Raw genomic sequence first — 22,607 nt, 5'->3', positions numbered from 1 at the left:
GTGTGGTGTTTCTTTTTAACACTGCACGCCCCCCCCCCCCCCCCCTTAATTTTCACATATTTTTATTTCACTACTTGTTTTAAATTGGATACTTATATTTCCCGTTTTGAGTCAGTAGTTGTTTTTAACCAATTTTCATGCATTTTTTCTAAAAATATTGATTTACCTATTTAAAAGCAGGGTTTACTCTTTTGAGACTTAATAATCATTTTTTAAGATAAAATACTTACTTGTAAGAAAATATTCTCCTTTTTCGGAGAAAGTATTCAATCTGTTTTAGAAGAATGTTTTCGTTGGAAGAATGGTTTTGTTTAGATGAGGATATTCCATTTTCTTGAGATCAGTTCCTCACTTTTTTTTCGAAGAAAAATCAGTTTTTTAAGAGAAAATACGCACATGTCTTGTGGTTAACTTTTTTGATAATATTTTCAGGTTTATAAGCTGATCCTGGCACAAAAATAAAAAATCAATTTTTCATGATTTTTTTTAAAGTAAAAGTGAAAACTTTATATAGTGTTTGTTCTAAAAGTGAGTTACAGTGGGGTGGGGAATTATAGAGCAAGTGTCATGTAGTGACAAGTGAATTTGCTTCCTAAATAATTAATACCCATTTGAAAAGTCGGAATAATGAAATAAATATCAAATAAATTGTTTAAAATAAAAGGAGGATTTAAATGCATATTATGGAAGGTTTTCTACCATGGCAATGGTGCCTTTTCTGGTACATAGTAGCTCTGCCAGTGGTGGCTTACGGTATTATACAGATTAAGAAGATAACAGATGAACATCCAGAATCCAAACCCTTACTTGCAGTTTCAGGGGCATTTATATTTGTTTTATCATCATTAAAACTACCTTCAGTTACGGGTAGTTGTTCTCATCCAACTGGTACTGGTTTAGGTGCAGTATTATTCGGCCCAGCAGTTACCAGTGTTCTGGGAGCTATTGTCCTTGTTTTCCAGGCACTGCTCCTGGCCCATGGTGGACTGACCACTCTGGGTGCCAACATTGTCTCCATGGGAATTGTGGGACCGGTTGCAGGATGGCTGGTCTACAAAGGAATTAAAAGTGCAGGCGGACCCCCACTTGTGGGAATATTCCTGGCAGCATTCTTTGCAGATCTGTTAACCTACGTGACCACGGCAATCCAGCTATCCCTGGCCTTCCCGGTACCTACCTTTACTGCAGCATTCACCAACTTCATGATCATATTCGCAGTCACCCAGATACCACTGGCCATAGCAGAAGCACTCTTAACTGTGGTTATATTCGATTACATCATGAAACTCAGACCGGACATCCTGGAACAGTTAAAGGTTATCGGGCCTCGTGTTAAGGATAAAGTGAAGGCGGTGGTGTAGATGAATAGTAAATACTACATCCTCATCCTGGCCCTGGTGGCTTTAATCGCCATCATACCCCTGGCCATGTACAATGGAATGGGTGAAGATCAGGGTTACTTCGGCGGAGCCGATGATGCAGCAAGTACAGTAATTGAAGAAACCGGATACCAGCCCTGGTTCAGTTCCATCTGGGAACCACCCAGCGGTGAAATCGAAAGTCTTTTATTTGCACTTCAGGCAGCTATAGGGGCCATTATAATAGGTTACATCCTGGGATACTATAATGGACAGGCAAAGGAACGTAAGAGGATTCGAAAAGAAAGTGAAGCCAAATCAGGTTTTAATGGATCAGAAAAAACAGAACCTGAAAACTAAAAAAATAGGTAGAGGTAAAGGTGAATCAGTACTTAAAGTAAACTGGAAAATATATAAAGTAAAACATATTAAATAGAATTTGAATATGTTTAAAGTAACTTTGTACTGATTGCAGGTGTAACTTTATATGTTTGAAAACACTCTGGATAACTACGCACACTCCAATGGCCTTCGAGATATCAACACTCTCTTTAAGGTTTTGTTTGGAATTTCAACCATGCTGGTGAGCCTGATATCCACATCACTTGTAGTACCTTTACTGATAACTATTTGCATATCTTTTTTAATTATATTCCAGGCCAAAATCCCCTGGAAATTTTACCTTAAATTTTTAACCATCCCCCTTACCTTTGGATTATTTTCATTTGTTTTCATGTCCCTTTTTTTCGGTGTAGGGACCCACATCCTGGATCTGGGGATATTCAACCTGGCAGTTACCGAGGATGGTTTCAATCTGGGTCTGCTCCTTTTTGCCCGGGTAATGGGTGGTTTCACCTGCATGGCCTTCCTGGCACTCACCATTCCCATGACCGAACTATTCAGTGAACTGGAACGCATTAAAATTCCCCAGATAATCACTGAACTGGCCATGTTAATGTACCGTTACATATTCCTCTTTTTAGATGAGGGTATCAACATGTACCATGCCCAGGAAACACGTTTAGGATATTCATCCTACAAAAAATCATTCAAATCAATGGGAATGCTGGGAAGCAACCTGTTTATCCGAACCTGGGTGAAGGGTGAACAGGCACATCTAGCCATGGAATCAAGATGCTATGATGGTTCCATTAAAACAATGAAAGAACCCGAAAGCATAAAAAGCATAGGAATCCTTAATATATCTTTACTCATACTTTTTGAGGCATGTCTTATTTTTGTAGTTTATTTAACTGGAAGCTTCACAGTCATTTAAGTAGGAAATAGCTGTGTTTTTTAGGGTCTAATGGTTATGTGAGGATGGTTAATGTAGTTAGTGTATTACTTGATACTTAAAGAGAAGATGAAAATGTATTACAATCTGGAATTTATTACAATCATTAATGTGGTAGATAATCATGAATGTAGTTGAAACAGTGGATGTCACTTACCAGTATCCCGATGGAACCAAAGCACTCAATGAAATAAATTTCACTGCCCCCGAGGGCAAGATCATTGCACTTCTAGGTCCCAATGGTGCTGGAAAATCCACACTATTTTTACATTTTAACGGAATCTTAAAACCCACCACCGGGTGTGTGAAAATAGAGGGAAATCCAGTAAATTATGAAAGAAAAGGATTAAAAAAGTTAAGACAGAGGATTGGAATCGTTTTTCAAAATCCGGATGATCAACTTTTTGCCCCTACAGTTGCCGAAGACGTGGCCTTCGGTCCCCTGAACCTGGATCTGCCCAAGGAAGAAGTTGAATCCCGGGTTGAGGAAGCCTTAAAACGTGTGGGTATGGAAGGCTTTGAGAATAAACCTCCACATCATTTGAGTGGCGGACAAAAAAAGCGGGTGGCAATTGCAGGAATCCTGGCAATGCAGCCCAAGATAATGGTTCTGGATGAACCCACCAGTGGTCTTGATCCCAGGGGAGCATCCCAGATAATGAAGTTACTCTACAAACTCAACCGGGAAGGAATTACCATTATCATATCCACCCACGATGTTGATCTGGTCCCACTTTACGCCTACCAGGTTTACATAATCAGTGAAGGCAATATAATTAAGGAGGGATCACCTCAGAATGTTTTTGCTGATGTGGAAACCATCAGAAAAGCTAACCTCCGACTGCCCAGAATCGCCCATCTCATGGAAATACTACAAAAAAAGGATAACCTCCCCTTTGATAAACCGTATCCCTTAACCATTGGAGAGGCCCGTCAAAAACTTTTAAAAGAATTTGGAGACTGAATTCTTATTTTTTTCCCTATTTTCATCTGATATATGGTTATAATTGAGTAATTCATTCAATATCCTGTAAAAACTGTATTGCCCGTTGCCATAACAATTCAGATGATTTTCTATTGTAATCTTCTGAATCTGGATCAGCAAACAGGTGTCCTGTGACCGGATACTCAAAATATTCAAAACTGGCGCCAGATTGATGGACACTCTTTGAAAATTCATCGATCAATTGTTGATTTTTCCACGGATCTTTAGCTGCATAATGAACCTGAACCGGGACACTTGATGGCCACCTTTCAATACCAATCATATTAAGAGGTAAAGCAGCGTGAAATAAAAGACATCCCCTGGCACCAGGCTTTGTTCCAGCAAGTAACTCAGCCGATGTTCCTCCATTGGAAAACCCTGCATAAACTGTTTCACTGGGAAAATCTTTAACTGAAGAAATGGTACGAGAAACCATTTCCGCGATTCCAATTTCCTCAAATTTTTCCAGTGCTTGTTCCATATCATCAAATGTTTCACCATTATAAAGATCTGGAGTGAGAACATTATGTCCTTTATCTTTTAACATTTCTGCAGTTTCAATTATTCCACTTCGAAGCCCTAAAACTGAATGAAAGATTACTATATTTGTCATAAATTGCTCCCTTTTTAAATATAAATATTAACAATTTTTTAATCTGCAATCTTAATGGCCTTGGTAGGGCAGGAAGTGGTGCAGAATCCGCAACCAATGCACTTCTGGTTATCCAGTTCCACAGTCCAGTCTTCCTCCATTTTAATGGCATTTACTGGACAGAGGCTTATGCATTCACCACAATCCATGCATTTTTCTTCATCCTTTTTAACCACTTTCTTAATGGGATTAAGCTGGATACCTTCCTTCTCCATGTACTTGATTCCTTCTTCTGCCTCACTGCCGCTAATTTCTATGAGCATTTTACCACCTTTGGGGGTGATATTTGCCTTGAGTATGTTGAAGGTCACGTCGAAGTTCTTTATCAGGTCCGAGATCACGGTCTTATTCACGATACTGGGGGAAAAGTTAAGCCAGGCTTTCATTGTGAACCACCTTCCTTGTTATTCTGGGAACAAATTAATCTGGAGATATCCTCCGCAGTGATCATCCCCTTAACCCTGTTTTCCCGGTCAACTAGGGGCACACCGGATATTTCATGTTTATCAATGCGTCGAGCAACCAGTTCCACTGGTTCATCCTCCATGGCCACAATCACCTTCTTGGTCATTACATCGGTGAGCTTCCGGCTATCCTTGGCCACTGCATGGGCAATATCCCAGCTGGTTACAATACCCATGAGGCGGTCAGCATGATCCACCACCGGAAGGTGGTTGATGTTGTTTTCCACCATTTTCCGGGCAACACCAGAAATAGCCTCTTCAGCACGGGCAGTGATCACTGGTTTGATCTTCAAATCCTGCACCATAATGGATGGCCGTTTAATCTCAAGAGGTTTGACTGTGCATCCGTAGGATGGTAAATTATTCACCGGTTGAGTCAGGAAGAATTCACCATTATCAATCCATTTTTTAAGTTCCTCTGCTATTTCCAGTGCCTTTTTTAAGGAGGAAAGTGGAGATGTCTGTACTTCATTTCCATTGATTTCAATCTTACCGGTTCGAAGTTCCTGGTAATTGGTTTCCATCATCGCAGGACGGCTTCTGCGGGGAACACCATAATCATAAATATTACAGCTTATATCTGCATCACTGATACCGGTACGACGGGCAATATCCTCATTTAAAACTGGGATGGGAATACCAGCACCCACATAGAGCGTGGGACCGTACTTGGGCATGGTAGCTCCCCGAAGATAATCTGCATCCATCTGTTTAAGGTCACCCTTGAGCATCAGTGTACCGGCGGAATCTACAGGAACACCATTCCTGCGCTCACCCTCAGTGGCGTGCTGAGTTCCCTCACCCATAATATATCCCTGGCTTCCACACAGGAATATCCTGGTGCCCAGACCAATGGTCTGGAAGTAGGGGTCATTTAAAAGTGGGCTGAGCTCCCCGGCACTGGAGTAACTCACATTACCCATCTGAGGTAGTAGAGTGCCCATGTAAGTGTAAATGGTTTCCTCAGTGGAGTTTGTGGCTGCAGCGTAGTTCTGGTAACAGTTCCTGGGGTTAACCATAACTGCCTGGTTAAGGTTTTCCAGACTGAGGAATGTGTGAACATCAGTACGGGGATAACAATCTGTTCCGTAAGCTTCTGCCACCAGTTCAACCTCTTTTCCCCGGACCAGATCTTCCAGAAGATGAGCACCACCATAATCTAAGCCAATATCAGGGTTACGATGTGGTTGTGTGGCCCCAACATAGGCATCCACAGCAGCCAGACCAGAATAGGCCTCCACACCATTTAAGTAGGTGCGACTCATCTTGATAGGCGGATCAGAGTGTCCGAAGTTGAAGAATGCACCGGAAGAACACATAGCACCAAATGTACCGGTGGTGACAACATCCACCTCTTCTGCAGCTTCTCCTGCACCTTTCTCCTGCACAATACGGGTCATCTCAACCGCAGTAACCACAACTGCGTCCCCGGCTTTAATTTTTTGGTTTATTTCCTCTATGGTCTTCACTTTTTTCACATCCGGTGCCTTTTAATAATAATCCCCTTTGATGGGGAAGAAATAATAATATCAATGATTTCTAAGCTATTTAACCCGAACATCATATATTTATTTTTCCATAATTAATATCCAAATTTGTTACCTGGAATTTCATTTATTAAATGATTCCACTTAAAGGAGTTTATTTTCAATTAAAGGAATTTTCACTAAAGATTTCTTTCATTGAATCTTATTTAGTAGGATTTTCCCTCATTGAAGTAAAATAAAACAATTTACTCATTAAACAGAATACCTTTAAGTTCCTCTAAATTCATGGTAATCAAGTGCTCAGCTCTTGGTTCTGCCAGTATTTTAAACTGTTCCAGTTCGGTTTCCAAATAGAGCTCGTTTAACACATTCTGAAGTTCGGGAACTGGTTTATCGATAATTCTCCTTATATCCTGCAGGTTTTCATCAGACAACTTGGGTATATATGCCCGTATACCTTCTTCGTATGCTTCGACCCCGTTTATGTCCTTGGAAACATAATCATTAATTACAAATGTGGGCATGGTTTCCACTCCACGCAGTATCCTCCACATATCATTGGTTTTAACTTCTACTCCCAACAATTCCTCCACACATTTAGCTGCTTTTTTGGCCCGGTCATTACTACCACGGCCGTAAACTACAGAGGCAAGGATCACGCCTATTAAAACAGCGAAGAACACGTATAATTGATGTTCACCAAGAGATGAAAGAGGATATCCTGCAAAATAGAATATAATACCTACAAAGAATGCAGTTCCAGCTATGAATGTTAAAACTGCTAAAATAATTGCGATTGGTTTATTCTCGATCAATTCTTACACCCTTTACTATCATTTCACTGTTTATTTATATATAAAGCCCTAAATTTAATTAATCTTTTAACTAAATTAATTGATCCTTAAAATATTAATCTTTAAAATTATATGTCAAGAAGAACATATTAAAAGTGGAGATAACATGAAAGAAGAGTTAGATCTGGACTTACTGGAAAAAACACTGAAATCAGTGGAAAAACATGTTGACTACGCTGATATGCGGGTTAATGAGAGTGAAAACACTGTTATTGTAATGAAGGATGGAAAAATCCAGGAAATCAGATCAGGATCGGATCTGGGTGCCTGTATCCGTGTTTTAAAGGGAGGGGCATGGGGATTTTCCTACACCACCCGGTTGGATCGTCTGGATCATGTGGCAGAATCTGCACTTAAACTGGCCAGTGCCCTTTCCAGTGATGTGGAACTGGCACCAGCTGAGGTTAAAACCGATAAAATATCTTCAAATGCCCGCATCAAACTATCTGATGTGTCCCTTGAGGATAAAAAAGGAGTTATGTCCGAGGTGGAGAAGGCTGCCAACCTGGATAAAGTGGTCAGCACCACTGTTAACTACGTTGATTCTGAGGGAACCACAATGTTCCTAAACTCAGAAGGATCCTCCATTACCATGGAAGAAAACAGGGTTGCTTTGTTTTTAAATGCAGTAGCTGCATCCGAAAGCGGCATTCAATTTGGACACAAGAGTACTGGTGGTGCAAAGGGTTTTGAAGTAATTGAATCCGAAGACCTGGAACTAATGGGAAGAACCGCTGCTACCAAGGCAGTCCGGTTACTGGATGCCAGTCTACCCCCATCCGGACGCTATCCTATAATTATGGACCCGGAACTCACCGGAGTCTTTATCCATGAAGCAGTAGGTCATGCATCTGAAGCTGACCTGATACTGCAGAATGACTCCATTTTAAAGGGAAAAATGGGAACTCAAATTGGTTCACCCTTGGTTACCATTGTAGATGATGCCAGTATGGATGCATTTGGCTATTATGCTTACGATGCGGAGGGTACCAAGACCAGTGAAAACGTACTGGTTCAAGATGGAGTTTTGACATCCCTTTTAAGCTCCAGGGAAACAGCAGCCAAACTCAACATATCATCCAGTGGAAATGCACGCTCTGGAGTTGGGGATCAGCCCATAGTCCGTATGAGCAACACCTACCTTAAACCCGGCCAGATGAGCTTTGAAGAATTGATCGAAGATATGGATCATGGAATATACCTTAAGGGATCACGTGGTGGTCAGGTAGATACCGGTAAGGGTGTTTTCCAGTTCAATGCTGCTGAATCATTCTTAATAGAAAATGGTGAAGTTAAAGATCCCCTCCGTGATGTGTCTCTCTCGGGTAATATCCTGGAAATACTGCAGAAAGTTGATGGCGTTGCATCTGACTTCCACTTAGGAGTGGGATTCTGTGGTAAAGCAGGTCAAACAGCTCCAGTTGGAGATGGAGGCCCACACACCAGGGTCAGTGAGGCAACAGTAGGTGGGGCCAGTTAAGGTAAGATCATCTGCTTGAAGGTTAATTTAAGATAAAATTAACACGTGAACTAACTCTAGTACATTCAATAATTGATACCGGTTGGACTTTAAAAAAATCATATTCAGAAAGGTTAAGCTGGAATAAAAATCAACATTTGGAGGGATATGGTGATAAGTGAGGAAGAAGGGGAATTTCTGGTAAAATTAGCAAGAAACACCATTGAAACCTACATTACTCTTAAAGAGATCATAAAAGTTCCTGATGATCTGGATCCCATCTTAAATGAGGAAATGGGGGCATTTGTAACCTTAACCCGTAATGGGGATTTAAGGGGTTGCATTGGATACCCAGAACCAGTAAAACCTCTGGCCCAGGCAGTGGTTGAGGTGGCTATAAGTGCAGCTACCGGAGACCCCAGGTTCCCACCAGTCACCGCAGCAGAGCTTAAGGAGATCCAGGTTGAAGTCAGTGTGCTCACCAAACCAGAACTGATAGAAGTTCAAAAACCTTCCGAGTACTTGGAAAAGGTAAAAGTGGGCAGAGATGGACTCATTGTGGAGATGGGAATGTACCGGGGGCTGCTGTTACCCCAAGTTCCAGTGGAGTGGAACTGGGATGTTGAAGACTTCCTGGCCAACACTTGTATGAAAGCTGGTTTACCTTCGGATTGCTGGTTAGAGGAAGGTGTTAAAATGTACAGTTTCCAATCCCAGATCTTTTCTGAGTAGTAATGATGTATTAATGGGATTCATGTATTGAAAAAAAGAGTTTAGTCTAATTCTAGAGATTCTTATAAACCTTCAGATATCCCATTATTAAAGAAATTTTTCACTGAACAATGGGTATTCGAATTGAATTAGTGATATTATAAATAAGAACAGAAACAATATTTTAGTACTATACTCATTATTATTATAGGAATATTTAGGAAATAATTAAAGAATTAAGATTTAGGGGATTATGGAATAATTTTTTAAGGAAAAGTAATTAGTAAAAAGTAGATATTGAATATCATTTAAACTTTATTATTGTTCTTAAAAACGTTTTAAAAAGATTATAATCTTTTAAAGTCTAAACTAATCCTATATAATCTATAATTTCATCCTAATAGTTAAGAAACCTATCATAAAATTAACGAAACCATCATAAATTAAGAAAAATGTGAAATAATGTTTTTACCTAACATACCCACCTCCGAGGAAGTAATTGACAAAGCATTCCGTCGGGCAAAAAAAGCTGCGGCCCGGGTCCGAACATCCAAGATCCACCGACAGCAAAAATCAAAGCGAATAGAAGAAGTACGAGTTCAGACTGCCTGCCAGGTGATTAAAGACACCTTTGAGGAAATTCTGGAGAAAACACCCCATGTGGAAGAACTCCCTATGTTCTACCAGGACTACATCGATGTAGCGGTGGGTGTGGATGACCTTAAAAAATCACTGGGAGCATTGAACTGGGCTAACGGAGTTTTAGAAAAACTACAAAACCAGTACACCTTTAAAATACGAAGATCACCTCCTGAAAACGCTTCACAGGTAAGAAGGGCTGCATTTGGGAGAATATCCTCTGTAGTGAAGCGTATAAGTGATGAACTTGACTTTTTAAACTACGCCAAACAGAAGCTGCGAAACGTCCCTACTGTGGACACCGATGCCACCACTGCAGTTATTGCTGGTTTTCCCAATGTGGGAAAATCAACCCTACTAAGACAGATCACCAATGCAGAACCAGAAGTAGCAGACTACCCATTCACCACCAAAGGAATTCAAATTGGACATTTCGAACTTCGCTGGCAGAAGTACCAGATCATCGACACTCCTGGGCTTCTGGACCGTCCAGTGCAGGAAATGAACCAGATAGAACTCAATGCTATGGTAGCACTGGAACATCTGGCAGATCTAATCCTTTTCATATTTGATCCATCACAAACCTCAGGATTCCCTGTGGAAAACCAGATAAACCTGTATTGGGAAATAAAAAAGATATTCAGAAACACTCCAGTTCGTTCCATCTTCAATAAAATGGATCTGGCAGATGATGAAGAAAACATTAAGTACATTGAACAACATATTGATACTAGTGATAAGCCCCTGATGGTCGCTGCCTCTGAAGGTAGTGGTATATCAGAGATAATCAAAATATTAGAGGAATTCAACAGGGAAAATAAGATTAATAGGGGAGAATAATCTTCTCTGCAACGTTTTATAACGTTAGTTCCTTTGATTGGGGGAAATCCCAGCTTATCATATAAGAAATTTCCCTAAAAATTTGGATAGTTTTAATGGTTATGTGAGGGATTTCTATGGATGAAAAGAAAACAAAATTAGAACCCAAAGGCAAAGACACCAAGGAAGAAATTATATCCAAAGCTGCTGAAGTGAAAGATTCTGTTTCAGAAAAAGGTGAAGAGGTCAAAGTCAAAGCTGCAGGAGTAAAAGATTCTGTTTCAGAAAAAAGTGAAGATGTTAAAAATAAGGCTTCTGAAGCTAAAGATACTGTTTCCGGTAAGAGTAAAGAATTCCGTGAAAGTGCATCTGAGAGAACTGAGGAAATTCGCACTACAGCAGAGAAAATGGTTAATGATGTTTTCAAAACACTGCGTGAAAAGCAGGAAGACCTGGGAAAAACCATTAATGATTACACTGCACCCACTACACCTTACCTGGACCTCATTGACACACCTGAAGAGTTTGTACTCATAGCAGATCTTCCAGGAGTCGAAAAAGAAGCTTTATCCGTTGATGTTACTATTGAATCAGTGACAATCACTGCCACATTCCATGAGGGAATGGAAGGTGAAGATATTAATTACATAAAAAGGGAGCGAGGTTCTGGTGAAGTTACCCGTACCATCAAGTTACCTGCTGAGATCAAGATCAAAGAGGCCAGTGCCAATTTCGATGAATCCATTCTCACCCTGAAACTTCCCAAAGAGATTGCAGAAACCCAAAAATTAGAGATCAAATAAAACAACAGATCGAACATCTAAATTATTTGAGTCTGGGATTTTCATGGTTAATTCCCAGATGAACTTCTTTATTTTTTAGATTAATTTAATTATTCAAATCCTTACTAGTTTTACTGAATACTGATATTAATTAATGAATACATTGATTTTTGATGAATATTAATCCTGAAAATAAATTTAGTGATGAGTCTCTTCCTGTTAGAAATATAACTTTTTGATGGGGTATTATTGTTAAAAATAGAATTTTTTATGGATTTCTTATTGTTAGAGATATAACTTTTTGATGGGGTATTATTGTTAAAAATAGAATTTTTTAATGGATTTCTCTTAAAAATTAGAGTGGTACCCTAAAAATCAGTACCTAACTTTCCCAATGTGTCTGGTGCTTCCAGGGTCTTCGTTGTTGTAGTGGGCCAGGTAGTATATGAACCATTCCAGGGGTACTACCAGTATAAATGGTGCCAGTAATGGGTTTATGTCTGTATAATCCTGCATCCGGTATACTATGTTTTCTGCTCCCACTTTCCGGGAAAATTCAATTGATTTGCGGGTGAATTCATCTCCGGGGTAGCCCGCATCGAGGAATATTACTGGTATGTTTTTTTCCACTCTTTCAATGAGTCCGTGGCGGAATTCTCCGGAGTATAGTGGGCAGGCGTGTTTGAGTGCTCCTTCCATGAACATGGTCATGGCCAGTTTGTAGGCCAGTCCGTAGTTGGGGCCGCTTCCCATACAGTAGAATATGTCGTAGTTGGCATATTTTTTGGCCAGGGCTTTGTTATCTTCTTCAGTTTTCTTTAGAAGTTCCTGGGTAATTGATGGGATTTTCGCAAGATCATTAAGGACTTCTTGAGAGTCTGGTGAGTCTTCCATACCAAATAGGATCTGGTAAAGGCACATGAGCTGGGTCATGTAAGTTTTGGTGCCCAGTATTGCGGTTTCCCTGTTGCATCTGGTTAAAACCACATCTTGGGACTCCTGCATCATGGTACTTTGGTCTTCGTTTATGATGGATACAGTGTACATCCCCTCATTTTGTGCTCTTCGGAGTGCTGCTAATGTGTCGGCTGTTTCTCCGGATTGTGATGTTAAGATTACCCCTGCATTTTCATTCTGGAGTTTTTTATGGTAGTAGAATTCGTAACCGGTGTAAACTTCAATGCTCCGGTTTGAAGTGATATTCATAGCGTCTTTAGCTGAAAAACATGTTGAAAGGGAGCTTCCACATCCCACCAGGTATATTTTGTCGAACTCTTTTAATTTCTCACTTATTTCTATCATGTGAGATTTTTCAGATTCCATAGTGTTATTTAAAGAGTGGGGCTGCTCCATCATTTCTTCATACATCTTATAATGCATAATAGTCCCTCAATATTTGTATAATTATAATAATCAATGGGTTCCATTTCATTTAACCCGCTGAATTGTTTTATTAGTTAATTATCATTGTTTATTGCTACTTAATTAATTGATTATTTTTTAAATCAATTATCCATCCTCTAGTCATATATTTCAATCATGCTATAATAACTTCTCCTTTTAGGTGGACTACCATTTTCTAAAGTGTGAAATAGCTGCTCCACTTAACGGATGTGGTATGATTTATGTTAATGTGGTATGATTTATGTTAATAATTGCACTGCTTTGCTGTTCTAAAAGATTATGATGACTTCTATACTATCATGATCTTATCTGTTATACTTTTACCTTTTCAGTAGAAGATAATCTGGCCAGGCACACTGCCATTTCTGCCAGTTCTTCTGGTTGGTTCCCCACCATCACGATCATGGGCTCCTTTCCCCAGGCACCCTTATGGTAAATGACATCTGGAACAGTGTCTGAATTTTGTACTGCCACTTCAACCCCCCATGATATGGTACTTCCCTCTTTCTCGGATACTTTTGATGGTTCATGGGTCCGATCGTAGCTGGAAACCTTTAAACCGAGTTTACGGCACATATCCACCAGATCAGGGGTGTATTTAATATTCAGGGCGCTGCGCTTTTCAGGGTCATGCTTCATAACACTTAAAACCAGCCTGGCCATATGGGATGAAGCACCAAAATCCGGCCTGGAAACAGCTTTAGGAATACCTTTAACTGATGTTATGCGTCCAGGGATCCCTGCAACATCTTCTACAGTTTGGGCATTCTCTTTAGCCATTACAATGTTACTCCTGACCTCGGGAATTAACTGTGCAAATTCTGGTGATTCTTCCAGAATCTGTACTGCCCTTTCGAGCTTCTCTATTATCATGAATATGAGTTTAAAACCAATGGAATATAAGTTTTGGTGTAATGAGAGAATTTTTTAATTATTTTACCGGGAATTTTTTTCACAATTTTAACCAGAGCTAGATCTCTTTGGTGGTCATTATAATGATTGTTCTGTTACATGGGTATAACACCACACTACCTGCTCCATCAACTAACATAATTAAGTAATAAAAAACTATTTTAAGGGTATTTGATGTTTTTTGATGCATTAGATGAAGTTTTTTACCATTTAATACACAAAATACTCTATTTGTGGTTATTTTGGGTATAAAAAATAGTTTAAAAAGATTATAGTGCTTGATTAAATCATTATTCCTCATTTATTCCAATAAACTTAATTTTTATTCTGATTAAGGGCACATTTTGTTCTTGACATGCTTTTACCCGTGATAATCAATATTTCTATTCGGATAATCCCTAAATAATGTCTCAAATTTGCATGGAGTTTTGGAATATTGTTACAAGAGAACATCGCCTTCAAATCTCACGGCAAGTAAACCTTTGGGTTGTGGTGGGGTGGGATGCTAAAAAAGAAAGATCAGGACTGGGAATCCCCATCACCAATTCTGATTCTGAGGGTTTTAAATCTAAAAAAGCTCCATCTAAGGGTTTTTTTCGCAAAAATAAATGAAAAGATTTATATGCACAAAAAGACGATCTTATTGTGTCAGGAACTCTCTATCTGTGTTCAACTGACGTACAGACAAATGAGGGGGCATAATACTGAAGCAACAATGGTTGCTAGCCATGCTACTATTACTCGTAGTAGTCGCGCTAGTCCCTGGTATTAACTATGCCACCCCAAATCAGTCCGTTTCAGATAATTTCACGAACACAACCAACATCAGTGAGATAGTAGAAAACAACACAAACTCAAGCACTATTCAGAATACAACCACTGCGGTGGTTAGTGATACAGGAACCAATCAACAAGAAAACCAGACATCCAAAACCATCAATAATACTCAAAATAGTTCATCCGAAAACACTAACCAAACAGACACCATTCAAAATAACACTGCGGCAGCATCAGATGGAACCTACAATAATGTCCACGCATTATGGTTGAATGTGGATGACGTAAATAACGTCAATGTCAACGAATTAATAACAGCCGGAATAACGGATGTATTCGTCAAGGCAAACCGCATTACCGCTCCAACATATCAAACGGTCCTGACGACCATAATTAATAAACTACAAGGTACAGGAATACGGATCCATGCCTGGATAACCTGTTTCGTAGATGCAAATGGGAACTGGGTTGATCCTAAAGACAGTACAGTCACCGATGCACTGGTAAAAACCATAGCAGATATCACAACCAACTACGACATATCTGGAATTCACCTAGACTACGTTCGCTATCCTGGAACTGCCTACCAACACTCCGGAGGTACAGAAGCAATAACCAGCTTCGTCCAGAGAGTGTACACTACTGTAAAAAGTATTAAGACAAAAGTAGCAGTTTCAGCTGCGCTCATGCCTGAAGGAGCAGTCAATGCATACTATTACGGGCAAGACTACGCTCAACTATCCAACTACTTGGACTTCCTGGTTCCCATGATATATGAAGGGAACTACAAGGAAGACAATGAATGGATAACCACCACCACTGCTTACATTGTCAGTCACTCCACCAAACCAGTAGTAGCTGGTTTACAAACTTATCAAAGTGACAACAATGTGGTAGCACTATCGGCAGAAGAAATCAACCAAGATATAAAATCTGCCCTAGCTGGAGGAGCATCAGGATTTGCACTCTTCAGATATGGTTGGGTAGATAAAGATTTCTTCAAAAGCACTTCCACTACTACTTTCACGCGGGAGCAGATTGCTGCTGCTGCGGTGAATGTTAAGGCTTATATTGAGTCTAATAAGTGTTTGCCTAGTACGGTGAGTGTTGCGGGTGTTTCTGTGAATATTGCTCAGTATTTGTATCTGGCCTGTCAGGCTTCGGTACAGATCGGTAGTGGTAGTACTGGTGGGATAGCTTTGCCGACTGTGTCTGTTCCTGCTGGTTTCTCGGAAGAGATTACCAGTGGAAACGTTACTAAGTCGAATTATCTGGATCTGGCATCTAGGATAGTTTCCTATATGAACAGTAATGGCCAGGCCCCTATATATGGGTTGAATGGTCTGGGTAAAATCAGCTACCAATCACTAACCTACCTATACACCAGAATACTCGCTAGTTACTCTACTAATAACGCACTACCCACAACCATGACTGTTCTTTCATGGAAAACAGCTAACATACCCATTAACGACACACCTAACACTTCCACTACTACTTTCACGCGGGAGCAGATTGCTGCTGCTGCGGTGAATGTTAAGGCTTATATTGAGTCTAATAAGTGTTTGCCTAGTACGGTGAGTGTTGCGGGTGTTTCTGTGAATATTGCTCAGTATTTGTATCTGGCTGCTCAAGCTTCCATACAGATCGGTAGTGGCAGTACCAGTGGGATAGCTCTGCCAACTTTAACTGTTCCTGCTGGTTTCTCGGAAGAGATTACCAGTGGAAAGGTTAATCAGGCAGATTATCTGGATCTGGCATCCAGGATAGTTTCCTACATGGACAGTAATGGCCAGGCCCCTATATATGGGTTGAATGGTCTGGGTAAAATCAGCTATCAATCACTGGTTTACATGTACACCCGGGTTTTAGCCTATAGTGATGCCAATGATGCACTACCTAATTATGTGGTAGTAAAACCATGGTCCGCTGCTAACATACCAATCAATGGAACATCAACAACCGGCACCAGTTTCACTATAAGTGAAATTGCCGATGCAGCACTCAGAGTAAAGAACTACATAGAAAACAACAAAGCCATGCCCAACTATGTTCAGATGGGTAGCATTCAAGTAAACATGGCCCAATTCTTACACTTATTAACCACAGCCACAGTAAACCTAAATAACAAGAACACAGCTTCAATAGACTTAAACAGTGAAACATTACCATCTTCCAGCTATGAACAGATGAGTAGCGGTAACTTGTACCTGGCAGATTACGTTGATTTCGCTCGACGTATCGCAAGTTACATGGACGCCAACAACAAAGCCCCAGAATCTGGCTTGGTAGGCCTGGGTACAATCAGTTACCAATCCCAGATATACCTCTACTCACGAGTGTTAAGCTACTATGGTGCTAACGGTGAGTTACCCAACTATGCAACCATGAAACCATGGAGCAGTATTGTTGGAATCAGTGACCCTGTACCTGCAGATCTACTACAGTACCTACAGGCAACTACTAACTGTCAGGTTAACGACCCCAGTATAATTGCATTAGCCCAGAGCATAACCTCTGGTGCAACATCCAGCTATGATAAGGCCCAACGCATCTTTAATTGGGTGCGTGACAACTTAGAATATTCATATTACTACGACTCCCAGAAAGGAGCCCTTGGAGCTCTCTCTTCTGGAAGTGCGAATTGCTGTGATCATTCACATCTAATCGTGGCCCTTTCAAGAGCAGCTGGATTACCTGCAAGATACGTACATGGAGAATGTTACTTCCTCAGCAGTGGTAATTGGTATGGTCATGTATGGGCTCAGATATATGTAAATGGACAATGGTACAATGCGGATGCAACTAGCTCAAGAAATTCGCTAGGAGTAATCAACAACTGGGATACCAATTCGTGGACTTATAAAGGCACATATGCTTCGCTGCCATTTTAAAACACTTTCTTTTTTTCTTTTTTTTACACTCCCTAGCCCGGGCTATGCAAATTCAAGTGTAACATAGGGCATATTGAACCTTGAAATTTATTCCCTGAAATTTTTATCGTACATTAACATCAAAAAAATAATGATTATAATTTAAAAAGAATTGTTATTTAGGTTTTAAACTAATTATTGGCAATACTAATGATTTTATTTTTTAAATGGTTGTTATTTAGGTTTTAAACTAATTATTGGTAATAATAATGATTATATTTATTTTAAAAGAATTTTAGCAGTGTTTAAAACTACCTGGTGGAAAATCGGACTCTTTAATCTTTTTAATTATTTTACAGGAACTATCCAACGTAGATCTGTGGTAACCTTTAACTTTAACTACTTCTGCTTTTAAACCTCTTTCTTCAAGTTTTTCTCTTAAATTGTCCAGATCAAAGTTTTGATCAGGGCCAATTGCGATGATATCTGGTTTAACCTTGCTAACTGTGCTTAACATGTCAGTTTCACTGCCCAAAACTGCTTCGTCCACCATTTTCAGCATTTGAACCACTTCCCTGCGCTGTTTTTCAGGGACAATAGGCACCCTTTTCCTGGCACGCACAGTTGAATCCCGGGCCACCACCACTACCAGACGTGCATCTTCACCTCCTAGTTTTTTTGCCTCTTCAAGGTAAAGTCCATGCCCTGGATGTATTAAATCAAATGTTCCAGTAGCCATTACAGTTTTAATAATTACACCTCTTGTAGAAACTATTTAAATATGCTATTTGTCAAGTTAATTGTTAAATGATGAAATTTCCATTAAAATTTCGCTTACTTTATCATTTTATTACTATTTTTTCAAAGATAAAAATCTATCACTAAAGTTTTCGTGTTGCTTAAAATCTAATTATATCTGCAACTAAATCATCAGCTCACAACTAATCATCAGTTAATGGTTGAGTTTAATAAACGTTAGCTTTATAAATAAAGAATTAGTGAATTGAATTCTTAAGATATAAAATAATCTCTAATGTAATAGAAAAAATAAGTCTAGATAACTTTTATTGAAAAATTTAATCATTGGTAATTATCATGAGTTCAAAAATTGCAAGGGGAAGCCTGATCATGTTGATCGGGTATTTCATATTCCGTGTTGGAGGTTATTTTTATCGTTTTGCCACCGCATACCTTTTAGGTCCGGCTGGTTTTGGAATACTAAATTTAGCCCTTCCTACGCAGAGTATATTAATACAAATAGCCTCCGGGGGCATGCCACCCGCCATTGCTAAACATGTGTCTGAATATTCTGCTAAAGGCGACGAGGAAATGGTGAAACAGGTAATCCATACCTCTCTTAAGATTGTAATTATTCTGGGGTTATTTTTCAGTTTAGTGATATTTTTACTGGCGGACCCATTGGCCTATGGTTATTTCCATAAGCCTGAAGCTGCACTCCCCTTAAAACTGGTGGCTTTGATTACTCCTTTCAGTGTTATAGTGGGTGTTTTCAGGGGTGCTTTTCAGGGTGTTTTCCAGATGGGAAATATCGTTATCACCAAGGCATTTGAACAGCTTTTCATGATCAGCAGTGCCATAATCCTGATTCTGGTGGGATTCTATGTGGCCGGAGCGGTTATAGGTACTGCCATAGGTTTCCTGTTCTCAGCATTAGCAGGATACTACTTATATCGAAGGGGGCTGGGGAAACGTCTTAAAGATGTGAAATTATCATTCACCCTAAAACAGGAATTATCTTTAGCTAAAGTTCTCATTATCTTTGCATTTCCAGTTCTTGTCACTGGGCTTGCTGAAACTGCTCTATTTGATGCCATTGGAAACTTTATTGTCGGAGCGTATTTGGCCAGTGAACAACTGGGATTTTACGGTGCAGCCACCCCTGTAGCTCGTTTACCTCTCATAATTTCCATGGCAGTTGCAACTGCAGTGTTACCTGCAACAGCAGAAGCAATGGGCTTGGACAACCGACACGTACTTAAAGGTTATGTAAATCAGTCCTATCGTTACGTTAGTTTGGTGGTGCTTCCCATGTGTGTGGGAACCTTCATATTTGCCACTCCTATAATGAAATTACTCTACGTGAATCCTGCTTTCATGAATGGTGCAGCTGCTTTACAGATATTGGCAGTTGGAATGTTATTTTTCACCATTTACACAGTTTCATCCAGTATAGCTCAGGGATTAGGAAAACCATACCTTCCCATGATAATTTTAATTGCTGGAGTCATATTGGATGTGGCATTGAGCACCTATCTTATTCCTATTTATGGAATCACTGGTGCTGCTGCAGCCACAACTATCACTGCCCTTTTCATAATGACTACAATAGTATGGAAAACTCTTCAAATTGCCAATGTAAAACTAGAGTACAAAGATTTGGGTAGAATAGCACTAGCAGCTGGAATAATGGGGGCAGTACTTCTATTAATACCTCAAAACCTTTTAATTAGTCAAGCAACTTTGAACTTTACACATTTCAACTACATTAGTTTCTTTTCCAAATATGTTGCTTTCTTCCTGGTCATGATATTGGCAGCCATTGTTTATTTGTTGGCCCTTATACTGGTTGGGGGACTTAAAAACAGTGATATAAACGCCCTTAGAAAATTAAGTAACAAAACAGGACCATTAAAAGGGAAACTAGGGAAGATTATTACATTGATGGAAAGATTTGCTCATTAATTAATTGATGGAAAGATTTGCTCATTAAATTAGATGCATTATAAATTAGACACCTTTAAGTAGGTTGAGAGCATGTTCTTCCCACAAATCTTTTTTTTCTTTAGAATATCCTGTTTTCAACGAATATAATTACTTTAAACTGCTTAAATTTCAGCATATTCTATCCTCAATGCAGTATATTCATTTATAATATCGTATTACCAAATTATTTCCATAATCAATTACAAACAGATATAGTACATGATTATTGTGAAAGGAATTGGGACCGGGCCCTATGTGGGTGTAGGTCATGTCAAAAAGATTGATAGGGATGAAGATCTCCTGAATCTTAAAGGAGGGGAAATTATAGTTTTATCCACGGCCTCCAGAGACATGGTCTCCTATCTTTACCAGGCAGGGGGTGTGGTGACAGATTATGGTGGACTTACCAGCCACGTGGCCATAGTACTTCGGGAGATGAAAGTTCCCTGTGTGGTGGGAACGGGTAACGGAACCCAGAAAATTAAAGAAGGTTCTATTGTAACTGTAGATGGCCGGACTGGTAACATATATCATGGATTCATGGAAAGAGAAGGCAAATCTGATACTTCTGAAGTATACTATCCTGCCACCAGCATCAAGGTCAACCTCAACGTTCCAGAGGTAGCCTGGAAAGTAGCACCATGGGCAGATGGTGTTGGTTCCATCCGTATTGAAAATAGCATCATCCGCACTGGAAAACATCCCCAGGTACTTTTGGAGGAAGGAAAGCTCAGTAAAGTCATTGCAGATTCTGTCCGTCTTATTGCTGATGCATTTCACCCTAAACCAGTCTGGTTCCGCACCTTTGACATACCCACTGATGAGCTGAAACGTTTAGAAGGGGGAAAGATTGAACCAGATGAAGCTAATCCCTTACTGGGTTTAAGGGGTATTCATAAAGATCTTAAAAATCCTGAAATTCTCAAAGCAGAGTTTGAAGCCATATCTAAACTCATTGATGAGGGTTATGACAATTTAGGAGTTAAGATACCCTTAGTAAGGGATGTTTCAGAGTATAGAGAAGCTAAAAGCATCATGAGCCAGGTTGGAATCAAACCTCACCGGGATCTACCAGTGGGTGCATCCATTGAAACTCCATCTGCAGTTTTCACCCTGGATGAGTTCATAATGGAGGGAATGGATTTTGTGACGTTGGGCATGAGTGACATGGCAATGTGCTCAATGGCGGTGGACCGAAGAGGGGTTAAAGTGGCTAAACATTTCAATTTAACTCATAACTCAGTTTTGAAGATGATAAAGCTGGTGATAGAAAAATGCAACCAGCAAGGGATTGAAAACTGTATTTGTGGCCATGCAGGTTCGGATCCGGCTATTGTAAGCTGGTTAGTGGAAAATGGCATCAGCTCCGTATCCACCAACCCTGATCAAATTCTCAAAATACGTAAAGTGGTGGGAATAGCTGAAAAAACCGTAATTAACAGGGGATTTACCCAGTAAAGTAAGGAACATCCTAAAAAATGAAAAGAGATAATGAAAAGAAATAAGAGATAATTGTTACTTTTTTTCGTAAGCAAGGGTGTCTTCAAAGTTTATGGTTCCTTTGTAAAGTGCAGAACCAATCACCACACCGTAGGCGTCAGTTTGACTCAGGGTAGCCACATCTTCTAAGGTGCTAACGCCCCCTGAATAAACCACAGGAATATCCACAGCTTCTAATAATTCAAGGAGGGGTTGGGCCCTGAACCCACCTAAAAGACCTTCATGGTCCACGTTGGTGAAAAGTATTCCACCAGCTCCGTGATTTTCCATGATCTTCCCCAGTTCAGGGGCAGTCTGGTCTGTTTTTTCAGTCCATCCCCTGACCACCACCTGCGAGTCCTTACTATCCAGGGCCACCATAATACGCTCACTTCCAAATTCACTGGATAAGATCTCTACGGTTGTGGGGTCCTGGATGGCCAGTGTTCCCAGTATTATTCTATCCACGCCCATGTTTAGTAAATTGGTGGCATCATCCAGTGTACGAATCCCTCCGCCCATCTGGACTGGTACTGAGACCTTTTTAAGGATTTCTTCCACCACAGAAGTGTTACCTCTTTCTTCTAAGGCACCGCCCAGATCAATAACATGCAGAACACTGGCTCCTTTGTTTTCCCATTCCAGAGCAACTTCAGCAGGATTATCCAGGACGATCTGTTCTGTTCCGGGCTTACCCTGTACCAACTGCACACACTTACCGTTTTTTATGTCAACTGCAGGCATAATGATCATTGAAAACACCTCATAGTATCTCTATTGGATTTTAATCAAGTATGAATTCATTTTTATAACTATTGTACATCAAAGGATTAATAATAGATATAATTATATTTGAAGGACTATTAATTGTTCTTTAAAGATCTCTTTGTTGGAGATATTTCTTTGTTGGAGATATTTCTTTGTTGGAGATATT

Annotated in this window: 18 protein-coding genes and 1 pseudogene; 11 read left to right on the top strand and 8 right to left on the bottom strand. The window is 39.9% G+C overall.

Annotated elements, in window-relative coordinates; genetic code table 11:
• Positions 1-674 precede the first annotated feature (674 nt).
• From cbiM to A994_RS11900, 4 genes are all read left to right on the top strand, one after another.
• Positions 675-1,361: a cobalt ECF transporter S component CbiM gene (cbiM, locus tag A994_RS11915; protein ID WP_004031900.1), complete on the top strand. Its 687-nt coding sequence runs from the start codon at positions 675-677 to the stop codon at positions 1,359-1,361.
• A complete protein-coding gene (locus tag A994_RS11910; RefSeq protein ID WP_004031897.1) occupies positions 1,362-1,718 on the top strand; it encodes an energy-coupling factor ABC transporter substrate-binding protein in 357 nt (118 codons plus the stop codon).
• A gap of 127 nt (positions 1,719-1,845) precedes the next feature.
• A complete protein-coding gene (cbiQ, locus tag A994_RS11905; protein WP_004031896.1) occupies positions 1,846-2,634 on the top strand; it encodes a cobalt ECF transporter T component CbiQ in 789 nt (262 codons plus the stop codon).
• Between the two features lie 142 nt (positions 2,635-2,776).
• Positions 2,777-3,616, top strand: a complete 840-nt coding sequence (locus A994_RS11900) for an ATP-binding cassette domain-containing protein (protein ID WP_004031895.1) — start codon at positions 2,777-2,779, stop codon at positions 3,614-3,616.
• Positions 3,617-3,668: 52 nt separating this feature from the next.
• On the opposite strand, the pseudogene A994_RS11895 reads toward A994_RS11900, so the two are convergent.
• The 4 genes and pseudogenes from A994_RS11895 to A994_RS11880 all read right to left on the bottom strand — a co-directional run.
• Positions 3,669-4,259: pseudogene (locus A994_RS11895) on the bottom strand (dienelactone hydrolase family protein); the annotation flags it as partial.
• Positions 4,260-4,288: 29 nt separating this feature from the next.
• Positions 4,289-4,675, bottom strand: a complete 387-nt coding sequence (locus tag A994_RS11890; RefSeq protein ID WP_004031892.1) for a 4Fe-4S dicluster domain-containing protein — start codon at positions 4,673-4,675, stop codon at positions 4,289-4,291.
• Positions 4,672-6,222, bottom strand: coding sequence for a homocysteine biosynthesis protein (locus tag A994_RS11885; protein WP_048204261.1), 1,551 nt, complete (start codon positions 6,220-6,222; stop codon positions 4,672-4,674). The genes A994_RS11890 and A994_RS11885 overlap by 4 nt, the downstream gene beginning before the upstream one ends.
• A 263-nt stretch (positions 6,223-6,485) precedes the next feature.
• Positions 6,486-7,055, bottom strand: a complete 570-nt coding sequence (locus A994_RS11880; protein ID WP_004031890.1) for a hypothetical protein — start codon at positions 7,053-7,055, stop codon at positions 6,486-6,488.
• 145 nt (positions 7,056-7,200) lie between these two features.
• Between A994_RS11880 and A994_RS11875 the strand changes: the two genes are divergently transcribed.
• The 4 genes from A994_RS11875 (at position 7,201) to A994_RS13095 (ending at position 11,525) form a co-directional block, all read left to right on the top strand.
• Entirely contained in the window at positions 7,201-8,574 is a 1,374-nt protein-coding gene (locus A994_RS11875) for a TldD/PmbA family protein (protein ID WP_004031889.1), read from the top strand.
• Positions 8,575-8,724: 150 nt separating this feature from the next.
• Complete coding sequence (locus tag A994_RS11870) at positions 8,725-9,285, top strand: TIGR00296 family protein (protein WP_100222314.1); 561 nt, start codon at positions 8,725-8,727, stop codon at positions 9,283-9,285.
• Positions 9,286-9,726: 441 nt separating this feature from the next.
• Positions 9,727-10,743, top strand: coding sequence for an NOG1 family protein (locus tag A994_RS11865; protein ID WP_004031887.1), 1,017 nt, complete (start codon positions 9,727-9,729; stop codon positions 10,741-10,743).
• 116 nt (positions 10,744-10,859) lie between these two features.
• A complete protein-coding gene (locus tag A994_RS13095) occupies positions 10,860-11,525 on the top strand; it encodes an Hsp20 family protein (RefSeq protein ID WP_004031886.1) in 666 nt (221 codons plus the stop codon).
• 354 nt (positions 11,526-11,879) lie between these two features.
• On the opposite strand, the gene A994_RS11855 is transcribed toward A994_RS13095, so the two are convergent.
• Together A994_RS11855 and A994_RS11850 are read right to left on the bottom strand one after the other, a co-directional pair.
• Positions 11,880-12,884: an SIS domain-containing protein gene (locus A994_RS11855; protein ID WP_004031885.1), complete on the bottom strand. Its 1,005-nt coding sequence runs from the start codon at positions 12,882-12,884 to the stop codon at positions 11,880-11,882.
• Positions 12,885-13,220: 336 nt separating this feature from the next.
• Positions 13,221-13,781, bottom strand: coding sequence for a thiamine-phosphate synthase family protein (locus tag A994_RS11850; RefSeq protein WP_004031884.1), 561 nt, complete (start codon positions 13,779-13,781; stop codon positions 13,221-13,223).
• 767 nt (positions 13,782-14,548) lie between these two features.
• On the opposite strand from A994_RS11850, the gene A994_RS12975 reads away from it, so the two are divergent.
• Positions 14,549-17,491: a pseudomurein-binding repeat-containing protein gene (locus tag A994_RS12975; protein WP_052309312.1), complete on the top strand. Its 2,943-nt coding sequence runs from the start codon at positions 14,549-14,551 to the stop codon at positions 17,489-17,491.
• 274 nt (positions 17,492-17,765) lie between these two features.
• Here A994_RS12975 and A994_RS11840 read toward each other — a convergent pair whose 3' ends face one another.
• Entirely contained in the window at positions 17,766-18,209 is a 444-nt protein-coding gene (locus A994_RS11840; protein WP_004031882.1) for an FAD synthase family protein, read from the bottom strand.
• Positions 18,210-18,565: 356 nt separating this feature from the next.
• On the opposite strand from A994_RS11840, the gene A994_RS11835 reads away from it, so the two are divergent.
• Complete coding sequence (locus A994_RS11835; protein ID WP_004031881.1) at positions 18,566-20,173, top strand: oligosaccharide flippase family protein; 1,608 nt, start codon at positions 18,566-18,568, stop codon at positions 20,171-20,173.
• Positions 20,174-20,413: 240 nt separating this feature from the next.
• Positions 20,414-21,652: a putative PEP-binding protein gene (locus tag A994_RS11830; protein WP_004031880.1), complete on the top strand. Its 1,239-nt coding sequence runs from the start codon at positions 20,414-20,416 to the stop codon at positions 21,650-21,652.
• Between the two features lie 57 nt (positions 21,653-21,709).
• Here the strand turns inward: A994_RS11830 and hisA are convergent, their stop codons facing one another.
• Positions 21,710-22,426 carry a 1-(5-phosphoribosyl)-5-[(5-phosphoribosylamino)methylideneamino]imidazole-4-carboxamide isomerase gene (gene hisA, locus A994_RS11825; protein WP_004031879.1) on the bottom strand — a complete coding sequence of 239 codons (717 nt, stop codon included), beginning with the start codon at positions 22,424-22,426 and terminating at the stop codon, positions 21,710-21,712.
• Between the last annotated feature and the right edge of the window lie 181 nt (positions 22,427-22,607).

This window comes from Methanobacterium formicicum DSM 3637 (genome assembly GCF_000302455.1).
In the GTDB taxonomy this organism is placed as follows: Archaea; Methanobacteriota; Methanobacteria; order Methanobacteriales; family Methanobacteriaceae; genus Methanobacterium; species Methanobacterium formicicum_A.
The sequence above is the reverse complement of the archived record's forward strand: the minus strand, read 5'-3'. Positions and strand labels throughout refer to the sequence as shown.